Below are 26,402 nucleotides of genomic sequence, written 5' to 3' on the forward strand. Positions count from 1 at the left end.
AGTACGTGATCTCCCTGACCGGGGCCGGGCGGTGTGCACCGGATTCATTGAATCGGTGACCCACCAGCCGCCCAGCCAGCAGCCGTTCTTTTCGGCCGTGGTCGTGGACGCCCTGCAGCCCGGAACGCAGTCATCAATGGTCGCCGGGAAGTACCCCACACGCCTGCGCGTCATTTGGTTGGGCCGCAACCGCGTCCCCGGAATTGAAGCCGGGGTGGAACTTCGCCTCAACGGCATGGTTACCCAGGTGGACGGACTGCCGGCCATGTTCAATCCACGCTACGAAATACTTTCCCGTCAGGAGCATCTATGACCGTGGCCAACGGATCAGAACCGAAGGACAGCGGCCGGCCGCCGCTGGAAGGCGAAGCGCCGCAGCAGGAGCTGCCGGAGGCTACCAAGCCAGCAGCGGCAGGACCAAGTATGTCCGATCTCGCTGCCGGCTACGCTGAAAAGGCGGGCCTCCACCGGAACAGTGCGGGCCACGTGGACATGCTGAAGTCCGCCGGGGGAGTGCAAGGGATTGCTGAGAGCATTGTCCCTGGCTTGGTCTTCCTTGTGGCCTTCACGATTACCCGGGACCTGACCGTTTGCCTCATCGCCGCGCTGGCTGCCGCCGCCGTCTTCACCGTGGTGCGGCTGGTCCAAAAACGTCCGCTGACGCAGGCCCTGGCCGGCGTGGTCGGCGTCGGTATCTCGGCCTGGTTGGCGAACACCACGGGCAAAGCCGAAGATTTCTATGTGCTGGGTTTCTTCACCAATATCGCCTACATCGCCGGCATGGTGCTTTCGATTGTCTTGAAATGGCCGGTCGCCGGCCTGCTCTTCGGCTTCGTCCGGAATGAGGGACTCGAGTGGCGGAAGGATCCGGAGCGGCTGCGGGCATACAAACTGGGCACCTGGATAGTTGTGGCCGTCCTGGTCCTGCGACTAGTGGTGCAGGTTCCGTTGTATTTCATGGGTGAGCCAGGCCTGACAGCGTTGGCTACCACCAGGCTTTTGATGGGCGCCCCGCTGTACATCCTTGGGCTCTGGGTGGCTTGGCTTGTGACCAAGCCGGCGCCTCAGCCGTCGAAGCCGTCGTCGTCAGCGGCCTGATCTGCCACCTCGGCAGCACCAAGTCTCGGTCCCTGACCTTCAACTGAGGCCGGCGACAACAAGGCCCGCAGGCCGTCTTCTGCCGCAATAGTTGTCACGAAGAACAGCTCGTCGCCACCGTCCAGGACGTCGTCCCGGGTGGGGGTGATCGGCGCCTGGTCACGCAGGATGGCAACCAAGGTCGCGTCGTCGGGCCATTCGATGCCGCCTACGGTGCTCCCGATGACGTGGGAATCGTGCGGAACGGTGAACTCCACGATCGAAGCCACTCCGGTCTGCAAGGTCAGGAGCCGGACAATGTCGCCGATTTCGACGGCTTCTTCCACGAGCGCAGTCATGAGCTGCGGGGTGTTGACTGCTACATCGACGCCCCAGGAGTCGTTGAACATCCAGTCATTCTTGGGGTTGTTGACCCGCCCTACAGTTCTCCCGACACCAAATTCCGTCTTGGCGAGCAGCGAGACCACGAGGTTTACTTTGTCGTCGCCGGTGGCAGAAACCACGACGTCGGCATCCTCCAGTTTCGCGTCCTGCAGGGTGCTCAGTTCGCAGGCATCGCCCACCAACCACCGTGCGCCCCGAAGGCCGCTGCGCCCAATGACCTCGGGCTTGAGGTCAATGAGCAGGATTTGGTGGTTGTGGGCCAGAAGCTCACGCGCAATGGACGAGCCGACGCTGCCTGCGCCAACAATGACAACTTTCACTAAAACTCCTTGACGGGTGCTTTGGCGAGGATCCGGGTGATCTCCGAAGTCCTGTCCAGGGTCACCATGGCGTGAACCGTGTCGCCTTCCTGGTAGGCCGTTCCGGCCTGCGGCAACAAGCCCTCCCCGAAGCGGGTGAGGAACGCGATGCGGATTCCGGATGCTGCCTCAATGGCGTTGAGGCTGTGCCCGATCCAGCCCTCATGCAGGTCAACTTCAGCCAGGACCAAACGGCCGGACGGCTCGCGGTAGTCGCCAGCCAAGTGCTGTTCGGGAAGGATTCGGCGCAGGACCTGGTCTGCGCTCCAGCGCACGGCCGCAACAGTGGGGATACCGAGGCGCTGGTAGATCTCTGCCCGGCCGGGATCGTAGATACGAGCCACCACGTGTGCCACGTGGAAGGTCTCGCGGGCCACCCGCGTGGCCAGGATGTTCGAGTTATCTCCGCTGGAGACCGCGGCGAAAGCGTAGGCCTCTTCAACTCCGGCCTGCTTGAGGGTGTCGCGGTCGAATCCGACGCCAGTGACCTTGCGACCGGTGAAGGTGTTGCGCAGGCGGCGGAAGGCCCGCTCGTCCTGGTCAATGATGGCCACGGAATGGCCTGCATCCTCCAACGTGTGTGCCAGGGTTGCGCCCACACGGCCGCAACCCATGATCACGAAGTGAGCCACCGTGTCTCCTTTTGTGTGTTGTCCATGCCGCTGCGTATGACTTTACCGTTGCAACGCGTGTAAGGCGGCGACCGTCGTCATGACATCGCTGGTGATTCAGAGTAGCTTTGCGGAGTGCTGACAATTCTGAATGCCGCGAAGCGGGTATTGGTGGGCCGGCCAGTCCGGAATGACCGCTTGTCCCACACCTTGCTGCCTAAACGCATCGCTTTGCCGATCTTCGCCTCGGACGCGCTGTCCTCAGTGGCCTACGCACCCGACGAAATCCTGCTCACTCTGGCCCTTGCCGGTGTCAGTGCGGTGGCGTTTTCTCCCCTCGTGGGCCTGGCAGTCATGGTGGTGTTGCTCACAGTTGTGGCTTCCTACCGTCAAAACGTGCACGCATATCCCTCCGGCGGGGGCGACTACGAAATCGCCAACGTCAACCTCGGCAAGTTCGCTGGGCTTACGGTCGCCTCGGCCCTCCTGGTGGACTACGTGCTGACCGTTGCAGTGTCGATGTCGTCCGCGGCGGCCTATGTCACCACCGCCATCCCTTCGCTCCACGGACAGCAGGCGCTCATTGCCACCATCGGGGTGGTCATCCTGGCCTTGGTAAACCTTCGAGGCATCAAGGAGGCCGGCTCGGTCTTCGCCGTTCCCACGTACATCTTCATGGCGTCCATCCTGGGCATGACCGCCGTCGGCATTTTCCAGGCCGTAACGGGGCAGCTGGGCGAGGCGGCATCGGCCAACTTCACCATCGTCCCGGAGTCCGGCTTTGACGAGGGGCTGGTGGGGCTCGCGGGCGCCTTCCTGTTGTTGCGAGCTTTCTCATCGGGTGCTGCTGCCTTGACCGGCGTCGAAGCCATCAGCAACGGTGTGCCCAACTTTCAAAAGCCCAAGAGCAAGAACGCCGCTACAACGTTGCTGCTCTTGGGAGCGATCGCCGCCGCCATGTTGGCCGGCATCCTCTTCCTGGCCAATGCCACCAAGGTCCACATCGTCCTGGATCCCGCCACGGAATTCCTGGTGGACGGCAAACCGCTGCCGGAGGGTTACATTCAAAACCCGGCCATCAGCCAGATCGCCGACACGATCTTCGGGGCGGGCTCCATCCCGTTCTACATCGTGGTGGCCGCCACGGGCGTCATCCTCGTTTTCGCCTCGAACACCGCCTTCAACGGCTTTCCTGTCCTGGGGTCGATCCTCGCGCAGGACGGATACCTTCCGCGCCAGCTCCGTACCCGCGGCGACAGGCTTGCGTTCAGCAACGGCGTCCTGGCCCTGGCGGCCGGAGCGCTGGTCCTCATTCTTGCCTTCAACGCCGATGTCACCAAGCTGATCCAGCTGTACATCGTGGGCGTCTTCATCTCGTTCACAGCCAGCCAACTGGGCATGGTCCGGCACTGGGGGCGCGAACTGAAACTCGCCCGGGACAAGGGTGTCCGCCGCCGGATCATCAAGTCGCGCACCATCAACATGGTGGGCTTCGGCATGACAGCGTTGGTCCTGGTCATTGTCCTGATCACCAAATTCGAGCAGGGCGCCTGGATTGCCCTGCTCGCCATGTTTGTCCTGTTCCTCATCATGTGGAGCATCCGGGCGCACTACGACAATGTGGCCAAGGAGCTTGCCGTCGACGAGGATTCCTCGCCGCGTGCCCTCCCCACGCGCGTGCATGCGGTGCTCCTTGTCTCCCACGTCCGCAAGCCGGTGCTCCGCGCGCTGGCCTATGCGAGGGCCTCGCGCCCATCGCGGCTGGACGCCATTACCGTGGATATCAACTCCGAAGAGACCGAGCACACCGTCAGGGATTGGGAGAAACTGGAGATTCCCGTTCCCCTCACCGTGTTGGCAAGCCCCTACCGTGAGACCGTTACTCCGATCATGGAGTACGTCAAGAACATGCGCCGGGACTCCCCGAGGGACCTCATCGTGGTCTACATCCCGGAGTACGTCGTGGGTAAATGGTGGGAACAACTTGTCCACAACCAGACCGCACTCCGCATCAAGACGCGGCTCCACTTTGAACCTGGAGTCATGGTTGCCAGCGTTCCTTGGCAACTGAAATCTTCCGAAGAAGCAAAGGCACTGCAGGATACATAATGACCTCCCACAGCACTTCCCCCCATGCCCGGTCCAGTGATGGCCCGGGCACCCCAGGCACTGAACTGGTTGTAGACGTTGGCCCCATCGCGCACGGGGGGCACTTTGTGGCCCGGCACGAAGGCCGTGTCATTTTCGTCCGCCACGCCATCCCGGGGGAAAAGGTCCGCGTCCGTTTGACTGATTCCGGTGACTCGTCGCGCTTCTGGCGTGCCGACGTCGTCGAAGTCCTGGAGGCCTCACCCGACCGGGTGCCGCACTTTTGGAAGCTGGCCGACTCGCTGGGTTCCTGGCGTCGTGGCGGGCCGCCTGTGGGCGGCGCGGAGCTGGGGCACATCTCCCTGCAGCGCCAGCGTGCCCTGAAGGCCGACGTCCTCGCGGAGCAGCTGAAGCGGCTGGCCGGACTGGAACTCGCCACTGCGGTGGAACCAGCCGGGGCCGACGACGACGGGCTGGGCTGGCGGACCCGCGCCAGTTTCGCCGTGACAGCCAAGGGGCGGTTGGGTATGCATGCGCACCGCTCCGACGTCGTGATTCCCGTGAAGGACATGCCGTTGGCGGTGCCGGGAATCAACGACTTGAAACTCTGGGATGTTGATCTTGGCGGCATTGCCCGCGTGGAAGTCGCTGTGCCGGCCAATGGTTCACGGCCCTTGGTACTGCTCGCACCGGAGGAATCCACCAGCCCGAAGCGGCTGCACAGCATTCTTTCCCAATTGCCCCATGACGTCTCCGTAGCCAGCTTCGACCCCAGCAAGGGCGAAGTCCTGCAGCTGCGCGGCCGTACATGGGTGCAGGAATCGGCGGCCGACCATGAGTACCGGGTCACGGGTGAGGGCTTCTGGCAGATTCACAAGGACGCGCCGGAGACCTTGGTGAATGCTGTGACCGGATATCTTGCCGGTGGCGGGTACCTGCAGCCGGGCGCCGTCGTCGCCGATTTGTATGCCGGGGCAGGTCTGTTTACCGCGCCCCTTGCCGACGCCGTAGGCGTCACGGGTTCGGTACTTTCGGTCGAAGGTGCGCCTGGCACCAGCCGCGACGCACGGAAGAACCTGCACGGCCAAACGCAAGTAGAGATCGTGCAAGGGCGCGTGGAACGAGTCTTGAACCACCAGGGCAGGAACTTCGACTCGGTAGTGCTGGATCCGCCTCGCGCCGGGGCGGGCAAGGCGGTGGTGAAGCAGTTGATGGCTTCCGGGCCGCGTGCGATCGCTTATGTGTCCTGTGATCCGGCCTCCTTTGCGCGTGATCTGGGTTACTTCCAGCAAGGTGGCTGGCGCCTGGATTCCCTCCGTGCCTTCGACCTCTATCCGAATACCCACCACCTGGAAACTGTGGCGCTCATCGTCCCGGCAACGTAGCAATCCCGCCCGCCGGGCAACCGCCGGCGGGCGGCAACTGCCGGTTTCCATCGCTACGCCTGATAAATGCCACGATGGAGTTGTATGCCACTACGATGGGCGTAGTAGTCCCGCCCCGCGTAGTTCCGCGCTGCGGACCGGGGTGACCAAGAGAGATGTGCCGCCGGGCTAAGTAAGGTGCGCCTAACTGGCTAGCGGCCAACCACGCGACAAAGATGAAACTGTTGCGAGAGGAGTCCTGCCATGAGCACTGTGGACAGCTTCGGTTCCAAAGGCGTACTGAATGTAGCCGGCACCGATTATGAAATTTTCCGGTTGAACTCCGTAGAGGGCGCAGACAGCCTTCCGTTCAGCCTTAAAGTATTGCTTGAAAACCTCCTGCGGACTGAGGATGGCGCCAATATCACGGCGGACCATGTCCGCGCCCTGGCCGGTTGGGATCCCAATGCGGAACCCGACACGGAAATCCAGTTCACCCCGGCACGAGTCATCATGCAGGACTTCACTGGCGTGCCCTGCGTTGTTGACCTTGCCACCATGCGCGAGGCCGTCAAGGAACTCGGCGGCGACCCCAAGCGAGTCAACCCGCTGGCGCCCGCTGAGATGGTGATCGACCACTCCGTCCAGATCGACGCTTTCGGTAACTCCGGCGCGCTGGAGCGCAACATGGAGATCGAATACCAGCGCAACGGTGAGCGCTACCAGTTCCTCCGCTGGGGACAGACGGCGTTCGATGACTTCAAGGTTGTTCCTCCGGGAACCGGCATCGTCCACCAGGTCAACATCGAGTACTTGGCACGCACCGTCATGACCCGCGAAATTGACGGCGTTCTGCGTGCGTACCCGGACACCTGCGTTGGCACCGACTCCCACACCACCATGGTCAACGGCCTGGGCATCCTGGGTTGGGGCGTTGGCGGCATCGAAGCCGAGGCAGCAATGCTCGGCCAGCCCGTCTCCATGCTGATTCCCCGCGTTGTTGGCTTCAAGCTCAACGGCAGCATCCCGGCCGGCGCCACCGCTACCGACGTCGTCTTGACCATCACCGAAATGCTGCGCAAGCACGGTGTTGTGGGCAAGTTCGTTGAGTTCTACGGCGAAGGCGTTGCAGCCGTGCCGCTGGCCAACCGCGCCACCATCGGCAACATGAGCCCGGAATTCGGTTCCACGGCTGCCATGTTCCCGATCGACGACGTCACCTTGGACTACCTGCGCCTCACCGGCCGCTCGCAGGAGAACGTTGCCCTTGTCGAGGCGTATTCCAAGGAGCAGGGCCTCTGGCACGATCCCTCCCGCGAACTGCGCTTCTCCGAGTTCCTTGAGCTGGACCTCTCCACCGTGGTTCCGTCGATTTCCGGCCCGAAGCGTCCGCAGGACCGCATCGAGCTCACGGACGCCAAGGAGCAGTTCCGCAAGGACATCCACAACTACGTCTCCATCGAAGACGGCAGCGTGGACGAGTCCCTGGACGAGTCCTTCCCGGCTTCGGACTCGCCGTCGTTCACACACGCGGACTCGCACACCACCGAAACGGCGCGGGTTGCCTCGGCGGCCAACGGTGCACACGGACGTCCGTCCACACCGGTGCACGTGAAGACCGCTGATGGCCGCGAATTCGAGCTGGACCACGGCGCGGTGTCGATCGCTTCGATCACCTCCTGCACCAACACGTCCAACCCGTCCGTCATGCTTGCGGCTGCCCTCCTGGCACGCAACGCGGTGGACAAGGGCCTGACCTCCAAGCCGTGGGTCAAGACCTCCGTAGCCCCCGGCTCGAAGGTCGTCACGGACTACTACGAGAAGTCCGGACTCACCCCCTACCTGGAGAAGCTCGGCTTCTACATCGTGGGTTACGGTTGCGCCACCTGCATCGGCAACTCCGGCCCGCTTGAGCCGGAAATCTCCGAGGCCATCCAGGCCAACGACCTCTCCGTCACGGCTGTCCTCTCGGGCAACCGCAACTTCGAGGGCCGCATCAACCCGGACGTGAAGATGAACTACCTGGCTTCGCCGCCGTTGGTCATCGCATACGCCCTGGCTGGTTCCATGGACTTCGACTTCGACAACGACGCCCTGGGCACGGACTCCGAAGGCAACGAGGTCTTCCTCAAGGACATCTGGCCGAACCCCACCGAGGTGCAGGAAGTCATTGACTCCTCCATCGATGAGGCCATGTTCGCCAAGGGCTACGAGGGCGTCTTCGACGGCGACGACCGCTGGAAGGCGCTCGACACCCCCGCCGGTGACACCTTCGCTTGGGCAGAGGATTCCACCTACGTGCGGAAGCCCCCATACTTCGAGGGCATGAAGGCGCAGCCGGATCCCGTCAAGGACATCGCCGGCGCCCGCGTGCTGTTGAAGCTTGGCGATTCCGTCACCACGGACCACATCTCCCCGGCGGGCTCCTTCAAGTCGGACACTCCTGCCGGCCAGTACCTCCTGGCCAACGGCGTGGAGCGCAAGGACTTCAACTCCTACGGTTCGCGCCGTGGCAACCACGAAGTCATGATCCGCGGTACGTTCGCGAACATCCGTATCAAGAACCAGCTCCTGGACGGCGTTGAGGGTGGCTTCACCCGCGACTTCAGCCAGGAGGGCGCACCCCAGGCGTACGTCTACGATGCCGCACAGAACTACCAGGCCGCAGGAACGCCGCTGGTGGTCCTGGCAGGCAAGGAATACGGCTCGGGTTCATCCCGTGACTGGGCAGCCAAGGGCACCGCGCTTCTGGGCGTCAAGGCTGTCGTTGCCGAAAGCTACGAGCGTATCCACCGCTCCAACCTGATCGGCATGGGCGTTCTTCCGCTGCAGTTCCCGGCTGGGGAATCGGCAGCAACGCTCGGCCTGACCGGTACGGAAACGTTCGCAGTAGAGGGCGTCACCGAGCTGAACAACGGCACCACGCCGAAGACGCTCAAGGTAACGGCTACGGCAGAGGACGGAACTGTTAAGTCGTTCGACGCCGTCCTGCGCATCGATACCCCGGGTGAAGCGGACTACTACCGCAACGGCGGCATCCTGCAGTACGTCCTGCGTCAGATCTCCGCGTAGGGCATCTGCTGGTCTTCAGCTGATTCACTACCAGGCAGCCCCGGCTGGTCGCCCGACCAGCCGGGGCTGTTGGCGTCCCGGGACAGCAGTCCTGTTGCTTGGGCGGCACGCGGGAAACGCGGAGCCCGGGCACGCGCTAAAGTTAACAAGCACGTCATTCACCCTAAGGAGGGCCGTTGGGACTTTTGGAAACCGTCAAGGATCCACAGGACCTGGCCAAACTGTCCGGCACTGAGCTGGAGCAACTGGCCGGCGAAATCAGGGAATTCCTGATCACCAACGTTGCCGCGACGGGTGGACATCTGGGCCCCAACCTTGGTGTCGTTGAACTCACCCTCGCGATTCACCGGATCTTTGACTCCCCCCGGGACTCGGTGGTGTTCGACACCGGGCATCAGTCCTATGTGCACAAGCTCCTTACCGGTCGCCAGGATTTCAGCACGCTCCGTCAGCAAGGCGGCCTGTCGGGCTATCCGGACCGTGCTGAATCAGAGCACGACATTGTGGAGAGTTCCCATGCGTCGTCGTCGCTGTCCTGGGCCGACGGCATCTCGCGTGCCCGCCAGCTGACCGGGGAAGGCGACCGGTTCGTCGTCGCTGTGGTTGGCGACGGTGCGCTGACTGGTGGCATGACCTGGGAGGCCATTAACAACATTGCCGCTGACAAGCGGCGTCGCGTGGTCATCGTCGTCAACGACAACGGCCGGTCCTACGCTCCCACGGTGGGTGGCTTCGCCGACTACCTCGCATCCTTGCGCCCCACCATCGACTCACTGCGTACAGCCCCCGCCTACGAGCGCATGTTGGACTGGTGGAAAAAGAAGCTGCAGAACGGCGGCCCGGCCGGGCAGTTCACCTACAAAAGCCTGCACGCCATGAAGAAGGGCATCAAGGACTGGTGGGCACCCCAAGGCATGTTCGAAGACCTCGGCATGAAGTACATCGGGCCAGTGGACGGGCACAACCTCCAGGCCATGGAACATGCCCTGAATACCGCAAAGGCCTACGGCGGGCCGGTAATCGTCCACGCCATGACCGAGAAGGGGCATGGCTACGCTCCGGCGCTGGCCAACGAGGCCGACCAGTTCCATGCAGTGGGCATCATCGATCCCGAAACGGGTGAGTCCACCGAGACTCCGGGTGCCAGGTCCTGGACTTCGGTCTTCGCCGAGGAAATTGCCGACATCGCCGATGAGCGCCCGGACATTGTGGGCATCACCGGAGCCATGCTCATTCCCGTGGGCCTGCACAAGTTCGCTGAGCGCCACCCTGAGCGTGTCATCGATGTCGGCATCGCCGAGCAGCACGCCCTTACTTCGGCTGCCGGCATGGCCTTCGGCGGGCTCCACCCCGTCGTGGCAGTCTACGCAACGTTCCTCAACCGAGCCTTCGACCAGCTCCTCATGGACGTGGCCTTGCACAAGGCCGGGGTAACCATTGTCCTTGACCGCGCTGGAGTCACCGGTCCTGATGGTCCCAGCCACCACGGCATGTGGGACATGGCGATGGTGCAGATCGTCCCGGGGCTCCACTTGGCCGCCCCTCGCGACGCCACCCGTCTGCGCGAGGAACTGCGGGAAGCCGTCGCGGTCAACGATGCCCCGACCGTAGTACGTTTCTCCAAGGGCAGTGTCGGCTCCGAGGTCGAGGCAATCGACAGGCTCCACGATGGCGTGGACATCCTGGCGCGGCGTCCTGACGGCTCCACTGAAAATGATGTCCTCATTGTCAGCGTTGGTGCCATGTCCGAGCTCGCTCTCGATGTTGCCGACCGCCTGGGCGCACAGGGCATCAGTTCAACGGTAGTTGACCCCCGTTGGGTTTTGCCGGTCCGGAAGTCGATCATCGCCCTGGCCGCCCGTCATCGTTTGGTCATCTGTATTGAGGACGGCGTCCGGGCAGGTGGCGTGGGATCGCGGATTCGCCAGGAAATGCGTGCGGCGGGCGTCGATACCGCCCTCAATGAAGTCGGCCTGCCGGTGGAATTCCTTGTTCACGGCACCCGCAGCCAGGTCCTGGAACGCGTCGGGCTGACGGCCCAGAAAATCGCCCACGACGTCGTTGCCCAGGTTCTGGGGACAAAGGTCCCGTTTGCGCGGCCCCTCCCGGGCCAGGAGCACCCCACCACCGGCAGTTTGCCCAAGTTGTGAGGGACGACGGCGGACCGGGCGCGCTGCAGCCCGGCGATCTTGTGGTGTCGCGCAACAGGAAGTGGGACGGCAAGGCGCACTGGGTCGTCCCGGGAACATACCTGGGGGAGGACATCCACGGTTGGTGGATTTTCCAGGGAGCGGGGGAGTTCTGTTCCCGTCCGGGTGCGGCCTTCTACACGGCCTCAGACGCTGTCCTCCTGGTGCCTCGCACCGGCGAGTTTGTCGCAACGTTCTACGACGACACCTACCCGGGGGACTTCCGGATCTACGTGGACCTCGCCACCGGCCACGGCTGGAACACCATCCGGCCCGGGGTAGCGGAGTTCCACATGATCGACATGGACCTGGATGTGATTCGCTCCACCACTCGCGGGGTGTTCGTGGACGACGAAGACGAATTTGAGCAGCACCGGGTGTCCATGGGATACCCGCACGGGATCGTTGAGGCCATGCGGAAAGAATGTGCCGCGCTTTTCGAGGCAGTGGACACGATGAAAGCACCATTCGATGTCACGGGCGCCAACAGCACGAGCGCCGAGTGGTTCAGGAAAGGACGAGCATGAGCGGCATCATCCGAACATACAAGCGGGACGACGAAGGGGTTCTTCACTTCCGTGAAGCGTGGTACGACGACGAAGACCAGCAGTTCGTCATCAACCATGGCGTTGTGGGCCACCAGAGCAAGACGGACGAATCAGAGGTCGATGATGACTCCGCAGTCGAAGGGCTGATGGCCGCGTTTGCGGCGCAATGCGAAGAAGACGGCTACGCCGAGATTCCAGAGTCCGATCAGTTCTGGGTGGTTGCCCAGATTGCCCTGAAGACCAAGGACGGCACTGAACGTGACCGGCACCTTGAACGGAAGGCCAAAGCTGCACTTACCGGCGAATTGGCATGGCGCGGCCTCGGCACGGTGGAGCGTTCGGAAATCGGAAACTCGCGCCTGAACATCTACTGCCTCTGCCCGGACGTCAACAAAGCGGTGAATGCCATCAAGATCAGTGTTCGCGGGGAAGACCTGGACTTCACCAAGTTGACCATCGCAGCAGCACCCCATGGCGATCCCACGGCTTTCCGCGTGAAGCACTCGCCCAAGCAAGGTGTGGGCTTTACTCTCTAAGTAACACCCGCAGCGCTCAGAAGGGATCTCCATGTCGTCCAAGAGCAACTGGCCCGGCCACACACCCTTACCCAAGGGACTCGCTGCGCCGGCCAAACGGGCACTGGCCCACGAGGGCATTGAGACGCTGGAGCAACTGGCGGAGTTCGGTGAAGAGGAAGTTTCCAAGCTCCACGGCATGGGGCCGGTGGCCATTGCCCAACTCGGGGAGGCACTGGAGGAATCCGGCATCTCCTACGGCAGCTCGTAACGGGCAACGCCTGCTTTGTTGCCTGGGGTGACCAAGTGCCCTGAAGCGCGTTATAGGCTGAATTCATGACTGAATATCGACGCCTTGGCCATTCCGGACTTACGGTCTCAGCGGTTGGGCTGGGCTGTAACAACCTCGGCCGCGCAAACACGCCTACAGAGTCCCAGGAAGGCACTGACACCGTTGTCCACGCCGCCCTTGACGCCGGGGTCACCTTCTTCGACGTCGCCGACGTCTACGGACGTGAGCCGGGCCTGAGCGAGGTCATGCTGGGCAAGGCACTGAAGGGGCGGCGGGACGACGTCGTCATTGGTACCAAGTTCGGCATGGACATGCACGGGGTCAACGGAAACGACTTTGGTGCACGTGGTTCGCGGCGCTACATCGTCAAGGCCGTGGAGGCGTCTCTCCGCCGCCTTGGCACCGAGTGGATCGATCTCTATCAGTTCCACACACCGGACCCGCAAACACCCATCGACGAGACGTTGGCCGCCTTGGACGACCTGGTTCGCAGCGGCAAGGTCCGTTACATCGGACACTCCAACTTCGCGGGCTGGCAGATCGCCGAGGCCGAGTTTGCAGGACGCCAAACCGGCGGTACGCGCTTCATTTCGACGCAGAACCACTACAACTTGCTGGACCGACGCGCCGAACTCGAAGTGCTGCCAGCTGCCGGGGCATTCTCGCTGGGTGTTCTCCCGTACTTCCCGCTGGCCAACGGCCTCCTGACGGGGAAATACTCTGCGGGCAAGGCTCCGGCAGGATCCCGGCTGAGCCACACCCGCACCAACCTGGTCCACGACGCCGACTGGGAGCAGCTGGGTCGCTTCGGCCAGTTTGCCAAGGAGCGGGACATCAGCGAGCTTCAGCTGGCTTTCTCCTGGTTGGCCGCCCAGCCTGGGGTCAGCAGTGTCATCGCAGGCGCCACCCGTCCCGAGCAAATCCGAGAGAACGCCGAGGCAGTGTGCTGGGTACCAACGCAGCAGGACCGGGACGAACTCGATGAGATCTTCCCGCGAGCACCGAAAGTGGCGCTCTTCTAGGAAGGTGCAACAGCTTCTAAGAAGGTACAACAGAGGGCCGTGGCAGGAGCCGATGCTCCAGCCACGGCCCTCGTGTAGTGGTGCCTAGGCCGGTGCCGAGGCGACACCCGGGGCCAGGAACCGCTTGCCGTTAACGCGTTCCGAGGCGCCTACGCGGTCCAGATAAGGCGTAATACCGCCAAGGAACATCGGCCAGCCGGCGCCCATGATGACGCAGAGGTCGATGTCTTCCGGTCCTGCAACTACACCTTCGGCAATCATGAACCCGATTTCCTCGGCCAGCGCATCCTGCGTGCGGCGCAGGACTTCCTCTCCGGTGGAAGGGTTATTGCCAAAGGACATGATGGCAAGCGTCTCAGCGGGGATAACGGGTGTTCCGTCGGGTCCCGGCACCCAGAGCGTCTTCACACCGTTGTCGATGAGCTTCTGCAGGTTTTGAGACACGGGGAACCGGTCGCCGAAAGCATTGTGCAGGGATTCCTGCACGTGCTGGGCGACAGGCAAGCCCACCATGGCGCTCAATGTGAAGGGCGACATCGGCAGGCCCATGGGACGCAAGGCAGTGTCCGCGACCTCCGCCGGAGTTCCTTCGTCGAACGCTGCGATGACCTCGCCCATGAGACGCAGCAGGATCCGGTTGACTACGAAAGCGGCAGCATCCTTGACCAGGACTGCGGTCTTCTTGAGTCCCTTGGCCAGCTCGAAGGCGGTAGCGAGGACGGCGTCGTCTGTCTTGGGCGCCCGCACGATCTCCAGCAGCGGCATGACGGCCACGGGGTTGAAGAAGTGGAAGCCCACCAACCGCTCCGGGTGGACCAGGTCTTCTGCCATTGCCGTGACGGACAAGGACGATGTGTTCGTGGCCAGAATGCACTCGGGGGAGACGATTTTCTCGACTTCCGCGAAAACCTGCTTCTTGATGTGGAGCTCTTCGAAGACGGCCTCGATGACAAAATCGGCGTCGGCAAAAACTTCTTTGGAGACGGAGCCGGTCACAAGCGCTTTGGTCCGGTTGGCGGCGTCGGGCTTGATGCGCTTCTTTTGCAGCATCTTGTCAACCTCGGCGTGGACATAGGCAACTCCCTTGTCCACCCTTGCCTGATCGATGTCAGTCATGACAACGGGGACCTTGAGTTGCCGGGCGAAGAGCAGCGCCAATTGGCTGGCCATGAGGCCTGCACCCACGACGCCGATTTTGGTCACCGGCCGTGCGAGCTTACGGTCCGGGGCGCCTGCGGGGCGCTTGGAGCGCTTCTGGACGAGGTCCAGGAAGGCGTACACCGTGGAGCGGAACTCGTCCGTCTGCATGAGGCCGGCAAGGGTCTCGCATTCCAGTTCAGCAGAGTCTGCCTGCGTCATGGTGCGGTTTGCCTCCATGACGTCCAAGACCTTGGCCGGAGCGGGTGAAGCGTTCGAGGTCTTGGCCTCAACGAAGGCGCGACCTGCAGAAACAGCAGAAGCCCAGCGCCCTGCGACAGCCTCGTCGGCTGGATCAACAGAGTTGTTCCGCTCCGGCGTCACGTCGCCGGAGATCACCCGTGCCGCCCAAGCCAGTGACTGCTCGACGAAGTCGGCCGGTTCGAAGATGGCGTCAGCCACGCCGAGTTCAAAGGCCTGTGGCCCGGTGAGGGTCCGGTTGTTGCTGAGCGGATTCTCGATCATCACCTTGACGGCATTCTCGGGTCCAATGAGGCGCGGCAGGATGTAGACACCGCCCCAACCGGGTACGAGGCCGATGAACGCTTCAGGAAGGGCGAGGGCGCCCGCGCCTGTGGAGACGGTCCGGTAGGTGGACTGCAACGCGATTTCCAGCCCGCCGCCCAATGCCAGTCCGTTGATGAAAGCGAAGCTGGGAACTCCCAGATTGGCCAGCGTGGCGTAGACGGCGTGGCCGAGCTGGGCCATCCACAACCCGTGCTCACGTTCCTTCAGGGTTTTCACCGCGGAAAGATCGGCTCCCGCCACCAGGAAGTAAGGCTTGCCGGTGACGCCGACGCCCACGATCTCGCCGCGCGAGGCGCGTTCCTTGAGGTTCTCCAGGACGCCGCCGAGTTCGACGAGCGTGTTGGGGCCAAGCGTTGTCGGCTTGGAGTGATCCAGCCCGTTGTCCAAAGTGATCAGCGCGAAGGTACCCGCACCGCCGGGGAGCTGGATGTCCTGGACGTAGGAATGGGTCACTACTTCATCGGGGAACAGGGCGGCGAGCTTCTGGAATTCGGCGGCGCTCATGCGGCGGCTCCTTCGGTGGTGGTGACGGATTCGAAGTCGGGGTGGTGCGGGTTTTCCCAGATCACCGTGGCACCCATGCCCAGTCCGATGCACATGGTGGTGATGCCGTAACGAACGGACGGATCTTCCTCGAACTGGCGCGCCAACTGGTTCATCAGGCGAACGCCCGAAGAGGCCAGAGGATGTCCGACGGCGATCGCCCCGCCGTAGCGGTTGACCCGGGGGTCGTCATCGGCAATCCCGAAGTGGTCCAGGAAGCTCAGCACCTGGACGGCGAAGGCTTCGTTGATCTCGAACAGTCCGATGTCCTCGATTCCGAGGCCGGCATTCTTGAGGGCTTTCTCCGTGGCAGGTACGGGGCCAATGCCCATGACCTCGGGCTCAACTCCCGCGAATGCGTAGGAGACCAGGCGCATCTTGACGGACAAGCCGAGTTCTTCAGCGGCGTCCGAAGAAGCCAGGACTGCGGCGGTGGCGCCGTCGTTCAATCCTGCGGCATTGCCCGCCGTGACGCGGCCGTGGGCGCGGAAGGGGGTACGCAGCTCGGCCAGATCCTCCACTGTGGTTCCTGGCCGCGGTGGCTCGTCGGTAGTGTGGAGTGCCCACCCCTGACCGGGTTTCATCGTAGCCACGGGGACAAGGTCGTGTTGGATTTGTTCGTTGGCGTAGGCGGCCGCCAGCTTGGCCTGGGAAGCTGCCGCGTAAGCGTCCGTGCGGTCCTTGGTGATCGCAGGGAACCGGTCGTGCAGGTTCTCGGCGGTGTTGCCCATGTTCAGTGCCGCCGGATCGACGAGACGCTCGGACATGAAGCGCGGATTCGGGTCGGCGCCGGCACCCATGGGGTGGTTGCCCATGTGTTCCACACCGCCCGCAATGACGACGTCGTAGGCACCGAAGCCGATGCCGCTCGCCGTCGTCGTTACTGCCGTCATGGCGCCTGCGCACATACGGTCGATCGCAAAACCGGGGACGGAACGGGGGAGCCCGGCCAACAGGGCCGCTGTGCGGCCTATGGTGAGGCCTTGGTCTCCGGTCTGGGTGGTGGCCGCAATGGCGACCTCATCGACGCGCTCCGCCGGCAAGGAAGGGTTGCGCCGCATTAGTTCGCGGATGCACTTCACCACCAGGTCATCCGCGCGGGTTCCCGCGTAGATGCCCTTCTCGCCGGCCTTGCCGAAGGGCGTGCGTACGCCGTCCACGAACACGACGTCGCGGACGTTCCTTTGAGCACTGCGTGATGGACTCATGTGTTAACTCCTCGTTGAGACATGGCGCCGGATCCCGTGTCGCGGGCGCTCCGGTTGGCATTGCTGCAATGTTACTCGTCGGTAACTTAGCTTGCAAGGTCCGGTTCGATCGCCGCGCCAAACGGTCCATCGACGCAAAAGGCCCGTCGCCCGAAATGTGGTTCGGGCGACGGGCCAGGAAGTAGGCGGCGGTCAGCCAGCGTCCCCCCGCAGCGTCCACCCCGCCCCAACCGGTACCCTCCCCCAACCCGGCCGGCCCCCCCATGTGTGCGCGGGCCCACGGGCCTGGAAGTAGGCGGCGGTCAGCCTGCGTCCCCCCGCTGTGCGGTTTCCGGGGACTGCTGTGCTTCCTTCGACTTGGATTCCTTGGACGGGAGGGGCTTGGGGTTCAAGCAAGCGTCGGTGAGGATCGGAGCGGCGAAGGAGATCTGCCACTCGCGGGCGCCCAAGGCCCGCAAGTCCGCAGCAACGGTTTCCAAGGAGACGTCGGAAGGCGGCCGCCAGGCCACCCGGCGCAGGTAGTCCGGCGTAAGCAGGTTCTCCACGGGCAGCTTGAGCTCGTCAGCCTTGGCCTGGAGCGCGGGCCTGGCGGTGGCCAAGCGGGCGGCCGCTTCCGGATCCCGGTCTACCCATACCCTTGGTGGCGGCGGGGCATTGGTGGGCAAGTGCAGGGGAGGCAGGTCCGTGGCGGTGCGGGCGGTGGTGATGCAGCGCAGCCAGCGAGGAGCTTCCCGTTGGGCGGACCTGCCATGGAATCCCTTGGTGGCCAGGAGTTGCGGCACCGTGGTGGGCATGGCTTTGGCGGCAGCCACGAGTGCGGAGTCGGGGATGAGCCGACCTGGTGCGACGTCGCGTTTTCGTGCAAGCTGATCGCGCTCATGCCACAACTCACGAACGGCCGCCAGTTGGCGGCGGTCACGGATTTGGTGGAGGCCGGAGGTCTTGCGCCACGGGTCAACGCGGGGCGGGGAGATGCCGGCGGCAAGAATGCCTGCAAACTCCTGCTCGGCATAGTCGAGCTTGCCGTCCGCTTCGAGCAGTTCGATGAGTTCCTCGCGGAGCTCTGCAAGGACCTCGACGTCGAGGGCCGCGTACCGGAGCCAGGGCTCAGGCAAAGGGCGGGTGGACCAGTCAGCTGCGGAGTGCTCCTTGGCCAGTCCAAAACCGAGCAGCTGTTCGATGACTGCCGCCAGGCCTACCCGCGGGAGGCCGGCGAGGCGCGCTGCGAGTTCGGTGTCGAAGAGCTTGTCCGGCCACATGCCCAGTTCCGACAGGCAAGGCAGGTCCTGGGTTGCTGCGTGGAGGATCCATTCGACACCCTGCAAGGCGTCGTTGACGATGTCCAAGGTGTCGAACGGTTCGGGATCGATCAGCCAGGTGCCGGCGCCCTCCCGACGGATCTGCACCAGAAAGGCCCGCTGGCCGTAGCGGAATCCGGACGCTCGCTCCGCGTCGACTCCGGCGGGTCCTGTTCCGGCAGCGATGGCGGCGGCGCACCGCTCCAGTCCGGCGGGGGTGTCGATGACCAGGGGTACGCCTTCGCGGGGCGTATCGAGTTCGATGACTTCAGGTACGTGGCTGTCGAAACCGTCGACCTTGATGTGCGTAGTGGGATCAGCAACCGGATCGCCGGCTGTGGTGTTTTCCAGGTTTTCAGGGGTCATGGTGGCTTAAGCTTACCGATTCCGGCCACAGGGGGCTGCCGTCAACGGATCAGGGATGCCTGCCACGGAAAGGTGGACGGTCAATTGAGCCTCCTGTTGGGTAGTCCCGTAACCCCGGGCGGCAGTGGCGGCAGCCCGGCGAAAGTGCAGACCATATCCGACCAGGCCTCCAGGTGGGCCTGGATATTCGCGCTGGCGGGAGTCCAGGAAGCTCGGAGTTCAATGTCGATCGTGTCCGGGCGGTCGGCAAGTGTGCCGAAGCTCTCGGAGAGGATCCTCGTCGCCGTCCCTCCGGCAGCCCTGTGCGGCGCTGCGTGGCTTTCCAGGGCATCCACGAGCCACGTCCAGGCCACCGAGCCCAGCATGGAGTCGTTGCCCATCTCGGCGTCCATCTGGGCCCGGATGTAGGTGACGATCCTGAACTCGCCCTCCCACACCGCCGAGCCTTCGGGGTCGTATAGGAGGATGAAGCGGCCAGTCGCCAGTTCGTCGTCTTCCTCGCTCGAGGGACTGTTGGCTTGGCTCTCGGCAAATGCCTTGGCTGCCGGTCCGTGGACGGGAACTTGCCGCGTGGCCGCGGTGGGACTGAAGACTTCCGCTCCGAGGGCCACGGCATAGGGGGCCAGTCTGGCGGGTGCAGGTATTTCGTCCAGCCGCAGTTCGCTGCGGCATTGAGCTTTTCGGAGCGTTCCCAAGGCGAAGAGAAACTCCGAGGGAACCTGTGCGAGGGCGTTCACCATCGCAGATTATGCGTCCGGGGCGGCGATTCTGTGCAGGCTCGCCGCCCCGGAGCGCACGGGGTTGCTCGTCAGGCCAGCTCCCGCTTGATCGCTGCAACGAAGGCGTCGATGTCTTCCTCTGTTGTGTCGAAGGAGCACATCCACCGTACTTCGCGGCGCGCGGCGTCCCAGTCATAGAAAGCGAAGGACGCCCGCAGCCGGTCGGCAACGCCTTCAGGAAGGACGGCGAAGACGCCGTTGGACTGCGTGGCCTGGGTTGGCTCAACGCCGTCGATTCCTTCAATGGCCGCGCGCAGGCGGGCCGCCATGGCATTGGCGTGGGCAGCCGAGCGCAGCCACAGGCCGTCCTCCAGCAGGGCAATGAACTGGGCTGAGATGAACCGCATTTTGGAGGCCAACTGCATGTTCATCTTGCGGAGGAACTTCAGCCCGTGAGCTGCTTCAGGGTTGAGCGCCACGACGACTTCGCCGAACAGCAGGCCGTTCTTGGTGCCTCCGAAAGAGAGGATGTCCACGCCGGCGTCGCGCGTGAACGCCCGCAGCGGTACACCCAAATGGGCGGCGGCGTTGGCCAGTCGGGCGCCGTCCATGTGGAGTTTCATGCCCTTCGCGTGGGCATGGTCGGCAATGGCACGCACTTCCTCCGGCGTGTAGCACGTGCCGAGTTCGGTGGTCTGGGTAATGGAGACTGCCAGCGGCTGCGCACGGTGCTCATCGCCCCAACCCCACGCTTCCCGGTCAATCAACTCAGGGGTAAGTTTGCCGTCCTCGGTAGGTACTTGCAGGAGCTTGATCCCGCCGACACGCTCCGGTGCGCCGTTCTCGTCCATGTTGATGTGCGCGGTGGAGGCGCAGATCACCGCTCCCCAGCGGGGCAGCAGGGATTGCAGGGAAAGGACGTTGGCGCCTGTGCCGTTGAAGACCGGGAAACACTCGATGCCAGGGCCAAATTGCTGTTCCAGGACCTCCTGGAGCCGTGCTGTGTACACGTCCTCGCCATAAGAGACCTGGTGGCCGCCATTGGCCGTCGCGAGGGCGGAAAGTACCTCCGGATGCACGCCGGAATAGTTGTCCGACGCAAAACCTCGAACGGAGGGGTCATGAAGTTGGCCCGACCCAGCCGTGCCTTTGCCGGTGTGGATTGCCTCTGTTGTGCTCGTCACTTGTTCATTCACGCTTTCAAGTCTATTTGGCCAGCAGGATGCGCTGGCCGTTCAGGGAGGCGGCCGGATGGTCGAAAAGTCCGACTGCGGCAGCTGCCAGTTCTTCGACGTCCGTGTAGCCCGGGAATCGCCGGTCCGGATGCTCACGCCGCATTGCAGGGTCCAGGAGGGCCTTGACGACAAAGATGACGGCAGCGCTGTGCTGCTCAACCGGCTGTTCCTTGTTGCCGGACTGGGCGCGGCGGAAGCCGTCGGCCACTGCCATTGTCCAGGTCTCCGCCGCAGCCTTGGCTGCGGCGTAACTGGCGGCCGCGGCTGTGGGCGATGAAACGGCTGTTGATGACACCATCGCCAGCCGCCCATGGGGAGAGGCCTCCAGTTGGCTGTAGAAGACCCTGGACACGTTCCGGAGCGTGGTGACCGCGCCCCGTTCCAACGACTCCCAATCCTCGTCGCTTTGGTCTTCGATGCCCTTCGCGCCGCGCCATCCACCTACAAGGTGGATCACGCCATCGACGCGTTCGATTCCGTGTGTTCGGATGTCAGCGGCCAGCCCGCGGACGGAATCGAGGCTGGCGAGATCACAGGTCATCGGGGTCACTGCGCTGCCCGCCTGACCGGCTGCAGCCTTGATGCGGGCGTCGTCGGAACCTACAGTGAAGACCCGGTGGCCGGCCGCCGCCAGGGCCCGGGCGGCAGCCACGCCCGAAGCGCTGCTGCCGCCAGTCACCAGGACCGTCATTGGGGTCATCAGGCCACCATAGCGCCCGTGATGCCCGTGGTGGACTCGATGACGGGACGCATCTTCTTCTCCAGTGCTTCATAGAACATGGACAGCGGGAACTCATCGTCCAGGACCTGGTCGGTCAGGCCGCGGGGCGGGCCGGACAGGGGGAGGGCATCGGGGCCCTTGGACCAGACGGAGGCGGGGTGCGGGGTTACCGTACTCGAGATGAGCTCGTAGGCGGCCAGCCAGTGGGCTGCCTTGGGACGGTCAATGGAACGCCAGTACAGTTCCTCGATTTTGGCACCGAGTTCCACCACGACGTCTGCCGCATTGTCCCAATCGATCGAGAGCTTGCTGTCCGTCCAGTGGAGGACGTGGTGCTGGTGCATCCAGGCAAACAGGAGCTGGCCACCCAGTCCGTCGTAGTTGCGGACGCGGCTGCCTGTAATGGCGAAGCGGAAGATCCTGTCAAAGATCACGGCGTACTGGACGAGCTTGGCGTGCTTGCGGGCATCGGGATCGGCTTCTTCGTCCTTTTCGATGCGCACGGACTCGCGGAATGCCGTCAGATCGCACCGCAGCTCCTCCAGCGAGTAGAGGAAGAACGGCATGCGCTGCTTGATCATGAACGGATCGAAGGGAAGGTCGCCGCGCATGTGCGTGCGGTCGTGGATCAGGTCCCACATGACGAACGTGCGCTGGGTGAGTTCCTGGTCATCGATCAGCTGTGCGGCATCCTCGGGGAGTACGAGGGATGTGGTTTCGGCGGCCGCCTTGAGGACGCGACGGAACCGTGCGGCCTCGCGGTCGGCGAAAATTGCGCCCCACGTGAAGGTAGGAGTTTCGCGGACGGCGACAGTCTCCGGGAACAGCACCGCGGAGTTGGTGTCGTACCCCGGAGTGAAGTCGACAAATCGGATCGGGACAAAGAGCTTGTTGGAGTACTCGCCGGCCTCGAGGCCGCCAATGAACTCCGGCCAGATGACCTCGATCAGCACGGCCTCGACCAACCTGTTGGTGCTGCCGTTCTGGGTGTACATGGGGAAGACCACCAAATGCTGGAGTCCGTTGATGCGCTGTTCCTGGGGCTGGAAGGCCTGGAGTGAGTCCAGGAAGTCCGGCACTCCAAAGCCGTTGTCTGCCCAACGCCCGAAGTCTTCCACCAACAGGTCAAGGTAGCGGGAGTCGTGGGGGAAACTCGGGGCCAGGGCAGCGATGGCGCCGGTAATAGTGGACACCAGGGCGGAGGCTTCGTCGCGGACGGCCGGATCAGCGATGGAGCCGTCCTGTTCCTGGTAGGCCTGCAGGGCGGTGGCAGCAGATTTCAGGGATGCCCACTCGGCGTTGTCTGCGGTGACACGCGGCGGGGTTGCGGTTGCGATGGTGTTCATTGAACTGGGCCCTTTCCGAAGTAGTTTTTTGCTTCTGGGCCGAGCGTAGCAAGTGGAAAGTATCGCTAATTCAAAAACGAGTTGAGCATAAGAGACTCTTAGTCATTGAACCGTGGGAACGCCTCTGAGATCCAGCTCCGGGACAGTGAAGATACGCGACGACGGAAATGCGGTCCGGGCGGACCAGCCAAACAGCGGTCCGCCCGGGTCCCGCCTACTTCTCTTCCGGGTTCACCAAACGGAGCGAGACGGAGTTGATGCAGAATCGCTGGTCAGTCGGAGTCCCGTAGCCCTCGCCGTCGAACACATGTCCCAAATGGGAATCGCATGTGGCACACCGGACCTCCACACGATCCATCCCCATGGTGCGGTCATGGATATACCGAACGGTGCCCTCAGCCAATGGCGCCCAGAAGGAGGGCCAGCCACAGTGGGAATCGAACTTCTCCCGGCTGGTAAACAATTCACTTCCACAGGCACGGCACTGGTAGACACCTTCTGTGTGGGTGTCCCAGTACTCGCCGGTGTAGGGCCTTTCGGTTCCGGCCTGCCTCAGCACGCGGTATTCCTCGGGCGTCAACTCCTCGCGCCACTGGGCGTCGCTCTTCTCCACGGGCGCAGGGGTTGTCTTGCTGGTGTTGTCAGGAGTGTTCATGTCTTTTGCAACGCTCACGAGTCGCCGATAAATCCCGAACCGGCATACAAGTGGAGGACTGGAAGCCCCAACTGATCCTGCGCCTTGTTCGCCCAATCGGTATGGAAAGTATCCGCAATGGCGTGGGGACGGGTCACGACAACAGCCTGCGCAGCACCCAAGGCTCGAACCTTTGCCACCAGGCCGGCCACGGCGCCGCCGTCGACAACCTCACCGGTGACGCCTCCGCCCAAACCGGCCAACGCCGCCAATGATGCCGTCAACGTCTCCGAAGCCTCCGCCCGCTCCGCCTCGAGGTCCGGCGATTGCGCCGTGAGTTCGCGAAACGCCTTGGCGATGTCCAGCAACGACAGGTTCTCCAGGAAATCGACCAGGAGATGTCGCTCCGTATTGGAAGGGACCAGCACAACAAGAGGTGCGTCACCGCCGTCGAGCAATTTGGCGATATTTACGCGGTCGTCGGGGCCAAGGGGCTCTTCAGTCAGGATGACAATGGGATCGCTCATGGCTACAGCGTAGTCCCGGCGAACCGGAGTCCACACGCTTTTGGTCCCCGATTCCGTGCCAGGGGTGCGCCGCGCGGTCCGAACGTGCACAGAGCACTGCTGATGAAAGGCAACAATGGAACCATGGCATCGAATACCCGGTCAGCGAGTGACGCTGCAGATAACAAACTGTCCCTGCGCGCCAAATGGGCCATAGCAGGCGTCCTTGCCGGTGGCACCATTGCCGGCCTGGTGGGCGCCGGATCCTCGGCGCTCGCAGTGTACTTTGCCCGCCGCGTGATCACCCCCGCCGCTCGCCACGAGGATCAGGAAGTCCTGGCCGTTATCCGCGACGACAAGGGCTTGCAGGTCATCCTCGCCGCCACTCCGGACGCAACCATCGACGGCGTCTTCAGCCTATTCTTCGCCGGCGGCCAAGGGCACGCCCGGATCGGCCGGATCGTGTCCTACTCGCCGGCTGAGCAGACAGTCCTGCGCGAGGTTGAGGAGGTCTACAGCGGCAATCTGGCCGAAGCCCGGCGTGGCTGGTGGAGCGGCGCAACCTACCCTGATGCTGCCGCGATCGGCCTCGCAGCCGAGGAAGTGGACATTGATGTCGACGGCGGGAAGGCACCTGCTTGGCTGGTCCGCGCCGAAGCGTCCGCGCCGGCGCCGATCTGGGCCATCATGGTGCACGGGCGCGGGGCCACCCGGCTCGAAGGCCTCCGGGCGGTGCGGACTGCGCGCGGGCTGGGATTGGACAGCCTGTTGATCTCCTACCGCAATGACGGCCTGGCCCCATCGGCCCTCGATGGGCGGTACGGCCTGGGATCCACCGAATGGCGTGATGTAGAGGCGGCCATTGAGTATGCGCTGGAGAACGGGGCCCGCGAGGTTGTACTGTTCGGCTGGTCCATGGGCGGGGCCATCAGCCTGCAAACCGCGGATCTTTCCAAACACCGGCAAGTCATCCGGGCCCTGGTGCTGGACGCCCCGGTGATCAACTGGGTCAATGTGATGGCCCATCACGCCGAGGTCAACAGAATTCCCTACAACGTGGGGCGGTACGGGCAGCTCATGCTGGGCCATCCGCTGGGCAGAAGGCTCACCGGATTGTCTGCTCCCGTGGACTTGAAAGCCATGGACTGGGAAGCCCGCGCCGTTGAGTTGCGCACGCCGACCCTGATCATCCACAGCGTTGACGACGACTACGTCCCTTTCGGCCCGTCAGCCAGCCTCGCCGAAAAGAATCCGGAAATGGTGACGTTCGAGCCTTTCGCCGGCGCGCGCCACACGAAGGAATGGAATGTGGATCCGGAACGCTGGGAACGCGTGGTGCACGCCTGGCTGCAAAGACAATTGGCTCCGCGCAACAACCCAGGCCAGTCCTCAGACGCGGAACAGCCGGCCTAGCATCAGCCTTTTGCTGTTCCGATGGGCGCAGTGATGGCCTTCGTGAGCAGGATCAGGTCTGCCGGAGAAAGCTCGATATCGAGGCCGCGGCGGCCGCCGGATACGAGAATCGCATCGAAAGCAAGCGCCGACTGGTCCAGGACGGTGGGGGATGCCTGCCGCTGTCCAAGGGGAGAGATTCCTCCCAGGACGTAGCCCGTGCGGCGTTCTGCCGCCTTGGGATCCGCCATGGCTGCTTTCTTGGACCCGAGAGCGGCGGCAACGGACTTCAGGTCGAGGTTCCCGGAGACGGGCACGATGGCAACGGCCAGCCGGCCTTCCACCTCCACCATCAGCGTCTTGAAAACGCGAGCGGGTTCAATGCCCAGGACTTCGGCGGCTTCCAGGCCGTAGCTGGCGGCCGCGGGATCGTGGGTGTACGGGTGAAGCAGGAAGGGAACGCCGGCCGCAGCAAGTGCTGCAGTAGCCGGCGTTCCCTGTGAAGCCATTTTCTTGGCCATACCGTGTGGCGGTACCTTTCAGTGTTCCAGACGGCTTGCAGCCGCGACCTTCCGCTTGATACGGCCGAGCATAGCGGTCATTCCCCGCATGCGCAGGGGAGTGATGGCCCGTGTCAGGCCCAGCAATTCCGGCATGTCATCCGGAACGGCAAGGATTTCCGCCGCGGTCAGGCCGTCGAGCCCCTCATGCAGTACGCCGGCGAAGCCACGGGTGGTCGGAGCCTCCTGCGGAGCCTTGAAGAAGAGCCGGTAGGCGCGGGCACCCTCAGGCTTCTTCTCGGACTCGATAGTGAGGAACAGCGGGGACTGACACTCGACAACCTGCTCCAGCAGTTCAGGGTGGTCCTTCAAACGCTCCGGAAGCTCCGGCAGACCCCTAGAGAACTCCAACAGCAGTTGAAGGCGGTCAGGCTCCGTCAGTGCCTGGAAGTCATCGACGATTTCCGCCAGTGCGGCGGGCAAAGTGTTCGTACTCATCTCTTCCAGCTTACGCACTGCGGCGGCGAATGCATCTTGTGTGCCGGAACACTACGCAGGCCGGCAGCCGGAGCTAGACGATATGAAGTGAGGGCGTTAGGTCCCTGCCCGTCCGGTGCGGCCCATTGTCGCCGGGCGGCCGCGCAGCGCCGGCCTGGCATGGGGCGTA

24 protein-coding genes are annotated in these 26,402 nt (G+C 63.6%); 11 read left to right on the forward strand and 13 right to left on the reverse strand.

The annotated features are described in order from the left end of the window. The first annotated feature begins 55 nt into the window (after positions 1-55). Positions 56-313 (forward strand): hypothetical protein, encoded by a 258-nt coding sequence (locus ACFRJ9_RS23160; RefSeq protein WP_377673068.1) that lies wholly within the window; start codon positions 56-58, stop codon positions 311-313. Beyond that, positions 310-1,098: a DUF3159 domain-containing protein gene (locus ACFRJ9_RS23165; protein ID WP_377673070.1), complete on the forward strand. Its 789-nt coding sequence runs from the start codon at positions 310-312 to the stop codon at positions 1,096-1,098. The genes ACFRJ9_RS23160 and ACFRJ9_RS23165 overlap by 4 nt, the downstream gene beginning before the upstream one ends. On the opposite strand, the gene ACFRJ9_RS23170 is transcribed toward ACFRJ9_RS23165, so the two are convergent. Together ACFRJ9_RS23170 and ACFRJ9_RS23175 are read right to left on the reverse strand one after the other, a co-directional pair. Next, a complete protein-coding gene (locus ACFRJ9_RS23170; RefSeq protein WP_377673072.1) occupies positions 1,065-1,802 on the reverse strand; it encodes a potassium channel family protein in 738 nt (245 codons plus the stop codon). The genes ACFRJ9_RS23165 and ACFRJ9_RS23170 overlap by 34 nt on opposite strands. Further along, positions 1,802-2,473, reverse strand: coding sequence for a potassium channel family protein (locus ACFRJ9_RS23175; RefSeq protein WP_377673073.1), 672 nt, complete (start codon positions 2,471-2,473; stop codon positions 1,802-1,804). The genes ACFRJ9_RS23170 and ACFRJ9_RS23175 overlap by 1 nt, the downstream gene beginning before the upstream one ends. Positions 2,474-2,587: 114 nt before the next feature. On the opposite strand from ACFRJ9_RS23175, the gene ACFRJ9_RS23180 reads away from it, so the two are divergent. From ACFRJ9_RS23180 to ACFRJ9_RS23215, 8 genes are all read left to right on the forward strand, one after another. Then, positions 2,588-4,561, forward strand: coding sequence for an APC family permease (locus ACFRJ9_RS23180; RefSeq protein ID WP_377673075.1), 1,974 nt, complete (start codon positions 2,588-2,590; stop codon positions 4,559-4,561). Continuing rightward, positions 4,561-5,925 carry a class I SAM-dependent RNA methyltransferase gene (locus ACFRJ9_RS23185; RefSeq protein WP_377673078.1) on the forward strand — a complete coding sequence of 455 codons (1,365 nt, stop codon included), beginning with the start codon at positions 4,561-4,563 and terminating at the stop codon, positions 5,923-5,925. The genes ACFRJ9_RS23180 and ACFRJ9_RS23185 overlap by 1 nt, the downstream gene beginning before the upstream one ends. A 243-nt stretch (positions 5,926-6,168) precedes the next feature. Continuing rightward, a complete protein-coding gene (gene acnA / locus ACFRJ9_RS23190; protein ID WP_377673080.1) occupies positions 6,169-8,976 on the forward strand; it encodes an aconitate hydratase AcnA in 2,808 nt (935 codons plus the stop codon). A gap of 176 nt (positions 8,977-9,152) precedes the next feature. After that, a complete protein-coding gene (gene dxs, locus ACFRJ9_RS23195; RefSeq protein ID WP_377673083.1) occupies positions 9,153-11,126 on the forward strand; it encodes a 1-deoxy-D-xylulose-5-phosphate synthase in 1,974 nt (657 codons plus the stop codon). Then, positions 11,123-11,692 carry a DUF402 domain-containing protein gene (locus tag ACFRJ9_RS23200; protein ID WP_377673085.1) on the forward strand — a complete coding sequence of 190 codons (570 nt, stop codon included), beginning with the start codon at positions 11,123-11,125 and terminating at the stop codon, positions 11,690-11,692. Before dxs ends, ACFRJ9_RS23200 begins: the two co-directional genes overlap by 4 nt. After that, positions 11,689-12,249: a hypothetical protein gene (locus ACFRJ9_RS23205; RefSeq protein WP_377673087.1), complete on the forward strand. Its 561-nt coding sequence runs from the start codon at positions 11,689-11,691 to the stop codon at positions 12,247-12,249. Before ACFRJ9_RS23200 ends, ACFRJ9_RS23205 begins: the two co-directional genes overlap by 4 nt. Before the next feature lie 31 nt (positions 12,250-12,280). Further along, positions 12,281-12,499, forward strand: a complete 219-nt coding sequence (locus ACFRJ9_RS23210; RefSeq protein WP_377673089.1) for a hypothetical protein — start codon at positions 12,281-12,283, stop codon at positions 12,497-12,499. A 65-nt stretch (positions 12,500-12,564) separates the two neighbouring features. Continuing rightward, the gene (locus ACFRJ9_RS23215; RefSeq protein WP_377673091.1) at positions 12,565-13,542 is read left to right on the forward strand and encodes an aldo/keto reductase; all 978 of its coding nucleotides are present in this window, start codon (positions 12,565-12,567) and stop codon (positions 13,540-13,542) included. An 84-nt stretch (positions 13,543-13,626) separates the two neighbouring features. Here the strand turns inward: ACFRJ9_RS23215 and ACFRJ9_RS23220 are convergent, their stop codons facing one another. From ACFRJ9_RS23220 to ACFRJ9_RS23260, 9 genes are all read right to left on the reverse strand, one after another. After that, positions 13,627-15,771, reverse strand: a complete 2,145-nt coding sequence (locus ACFRJ9_RS23220) for a 3-hydroxyacyl-CoA dehydrogenase NAD-binding domain-containing protein (RefSeq protein WP_377673094.1) — start codon at positions 15,769-15,771, stop codon at positions 13,627-13,629. Beyond that, on the reverse strand, positions 15,768-17,018 hold the full coding sequence (locus tag ACFRJ9_RS23225) for a thiolase family protein (RefSeq protein WP_377673096.1): 1,251 nt from the start codon (positions 17,016-17,018) through the stop codon (positions 15,768-15,770). The genes ACFRJ9_RS23220 and ACFRJ9_RS23225 overlap by 4 nt, the downstream gene beginning before the upstream one ends. Positions 17,019-17,320: 302 nt before the next feature. Further along, the gene (locus tag ACFRJ9_RS23230; RefSeq protein WP_377673098.1) at positions 17,321-18,682 is read right to left on the reverse strand and encodes an HRDC domain-containing protein; all 1,362 of its coding nucleotides are present in this window, start codon (positions 18,680-18,682) and stop codon (positions 17,321-17,323) included. An 80-nt stretch (positions 18,683-18,762) separates the two neighbouring features. Next, positions 18,763-19,422 carry a DUF3000 domain-containing protein gene (locus tag ACFRJ9_RS23235; protein ID WP_377673101.1) on the reverse strand — a complete coding sequence of 220 codons (660 nt, stop codon included), beginning with the start codon at positions 19,420-19,422 and terminating at the stop codon, positions 18,763-18,765. 68 nt (positions 19,423-19,490) lie between these two features. Further along, positions 19,491-20,564, reverse strand: a complete 1,074-nt coding sequence (locus ACFRJ9_RS23240) for a threonine aldolase family protein (protein ID WP_377673116.1) — start codon at positions 20,562-20,564, stop codon at positions 19,491-19,493. A 43-nt stretch (positions 20,565-20,607) separates the two neighbouring features. Beyond that, complete coding sequence (locus ACFRJ9_RS23245) at positions 20,608-21,336, reverse strand: SDR family NAD(P)-dependent oxidoreductase (protein ID WP_377673103.1); 729 nt, start codon at positions 21,334-21,336, stop codon at positions 20,608-20,610. Continuing rightward, positions 21,336-22,703 carry a DUF6421 family protein gene (locus tag ACFRJ9_RS23250; protein WP_377673105.1) on the reverse strand — a complete coding sequence of 456 codons (1,368 nt, stop codon included), beginning with the start codon at positions 22,701-22,703 and terminating at the stop codon, positions 21,336-21,338. The genes ACFRJ9_RS23245 and ACFRJ9_RS23250 overlap by 1 nt, the downstream gene beginning before the upstream one ends. Before the next feature lie 214 nt (positions 22,704-22,917). After that, the gene (gene msrB, locus ACFRJ9_RS23255; RefSeq protein WP_377673119.1) at positions 22,918-23,358 is read right to left on the reverse strand and encodes a peptide-methionine (R)-S-oxide reductase MsrB; all 441 of its coding nucleotides are present in this window, start codon (positions 23,356-23,358) and stop codon (positions 22,918-22,920) included. A 14-nt stretch (positions 23,359-23,372) separates the two neighbouring features. Beyond that, positions 23,373-23,864, reverse strand: coding sequence for a hypothetical protein (locus ACFRJ9_RS23260; RefSeq protein ID WP_377673107.1), 492 nt, complete (start codon positions 23,862-23,864; stop codon positions 23,373-23,375). 123 nt (positions 23,865-23,987) lie between these two features. Between ACFRJ9_RS23260 and ACFRJ9_RS23265 the strand changes: the two genes are divergently transcribed. Next, the gene (locus tag ACFRJ9_RS23265; RefSeq protein WP_377673110.1) at positions 23,988-25,256 is read left to right on the forward strand and encodes an alpha/beta hydrolase family protein; all 1,269 of its coding nucleotides are present in this window, start codon (positions 23,988-23,990) and stop codon (positions 25,254-25,256) included. 2 nt (positions 25,257-25,258) lie between these two features. Here the strand turns inward: ACFRJ9_RS23265 and ybaK are convergent, their stop codons facing one another. Beyond that, a complete protein-coding gene (ybaK, locus tag ACFRJ9_RS23270) occupies positions 25,259-25,756 on the reverse strand; it encodes a Cys-tRNA(Pro) deacylase (protein WP_377673113.1) in 498 nt (165 codons plus the stop codon). An 18-nt stretch (positions 25,757-25,774) separates the two neighbouring features. Next, the gene (locus ACFRJ9_RS23275) at positions 25,775-26,233 is read right to left on the reverse strand and encodes a SufE family protein (RefSeq protein WP_377673115.1); all 459 of its coding nucleotides are present in this window, start codon (positions 26,231-26,233) and stop codon (positions 25,775-25,777) included. Positions 26,234-26,402 lie beyond the last annotated feature (169 nt).

This window comes from Paenarthrobacter sp. NPDC056912 (assembly GCF_042786555.1).
In the GTDB taxonomy this organism is placed as follows: domain Bacteria; phylum Actinomycetota; class Actinomycetes; order Actinomycetales; family Micrococcaceae; genus Arthrobacter.

Excerpts from the sequence above, each read along its gene's own strand:
- ACFRJ9_RS23225 (WP_377673096.1), bottom strand. The coding sequence starts at position 17,018 with ATGAGTCCATCACGCAGTGCTCAAAGGAACGTCCGCGACGTCGTGTTC.
- acnA (WP_377673080.1), top strand. The coding sequence starts at position 6,169 with ATGAGCACTGTGGACAGCTTCGGTTCCAAAGGCGTACTGAATGTAGCC.
- ACFRJ9_RS23215 (WP_377673091.1), top strand. The coding sequence starts at position 12,565 with ATGACTGAATATCGACGCCTTGGCCATTCCGGACTTACGGTCTCAGCG.
- ACFRJ9_RS23260 (WP_377673107.1), bottom strand. The coding sequence starts at position 23,864 with ATGAGCGATCCCATTGTCATCCTGACTGAAGAGCCCCTTGGCCCCGAC.
- ACFRJ9_RS23245 (WP_377673103.1), bottom strand. The coding sequence starts at position 21,336 with ATGACCCCAATGACGGTCCTGGTGACTGGCGGCAGCAGCGCTTCGGGC.
- msrB (WP_377673119.1), bottom strand. The coding sequence starts at position 23,358 with ATGAACACTCCTGACAACACCAGCAAGACAACCCCTGCGCCCGTGGAG.
- ACFRJ9_RS23230 (WP_377673098.1), bottom strand. The coding sequence starts at position 18,682 with ATGACCCCTGAAAACCTGGAAAACACCACAGCCGGCGATCCGGTTGCT.
- ACFRJ9_RS23205 (WP_377673087.1), top strand. The coding sequence starts at position 11,689 with ATGAGCGGCATCATCCGAACATACAAGCGGGACGACGAAGGGGTTCTT.
- ACFRJ9_RS23165 (WP_377673070.1), top strand. The coding sequence starts at position 310 with ATGACCGTGGCCAACGGATCAGAACCGAAGGACAGCGGCCGGCCGCCG.
- ACFRJ9_RS23265 (WP_377673110.1), top strand. The coding sequence starts at position 23,988 with ATGGCATCGAATACCCGGTCAGCGAGTGACGCTGCAGATAACAAACTG.
- ACFRJ9_RS23185 (WP_377673078.1), top strand. The coding sequence starts at position 4,561 with ATGACCTCCCACAGCACTTCCCCCCATGCCCGGTCCAGTGATGGCCCG.
- ACFRJ9_RS23210 (WP_377673089.1), top strand. The coding sequence starts at position 12,281 with ATGTCGTCCAAGAGCAACTGGCCCGGCCACACACCCTTACCCAAGGGA.
- ACFRJ9_RS23235 (WP_377673101.1), bottom strand. The coding sequence starts at position 19,422 with ATGGTGAACGCCCTCGCACAGGTTCCCTCGGAGTTTCTCTTCGCCTTG.
- ACFRJ9_RS23275 (WP_377673115.1), bottom strand. The coding sequence starts at position 26,233 with ATGAGTACGAACACTTTGCCCGCCGCACTGGCGGAAATCGTCGATGAC.
- ACFRJ9_RS23220 (WP_377673094.1), bottom strand. The coding sequence starts at position 15,771 with ATGAGCGCCGCCGAATTCCAGAAGCTCGCCGCCCTGTTCCCCGATGAA.
- ACFRJ9_RS23250 (WP_377673105.1), bottom strand. The coding sequence starts at position 22,703 with ATGAACACCATCGCAACCGCAACCCCGCCGCGTGTCACCGCAGACAAC.
- ybaK (WP_377673113.1), bottom strand. The coding sequence starts at position 25,756 with ATGGCCAAGAAAATGGCTTCACAGGGAACGCCGGCTACTGCAGCACTT.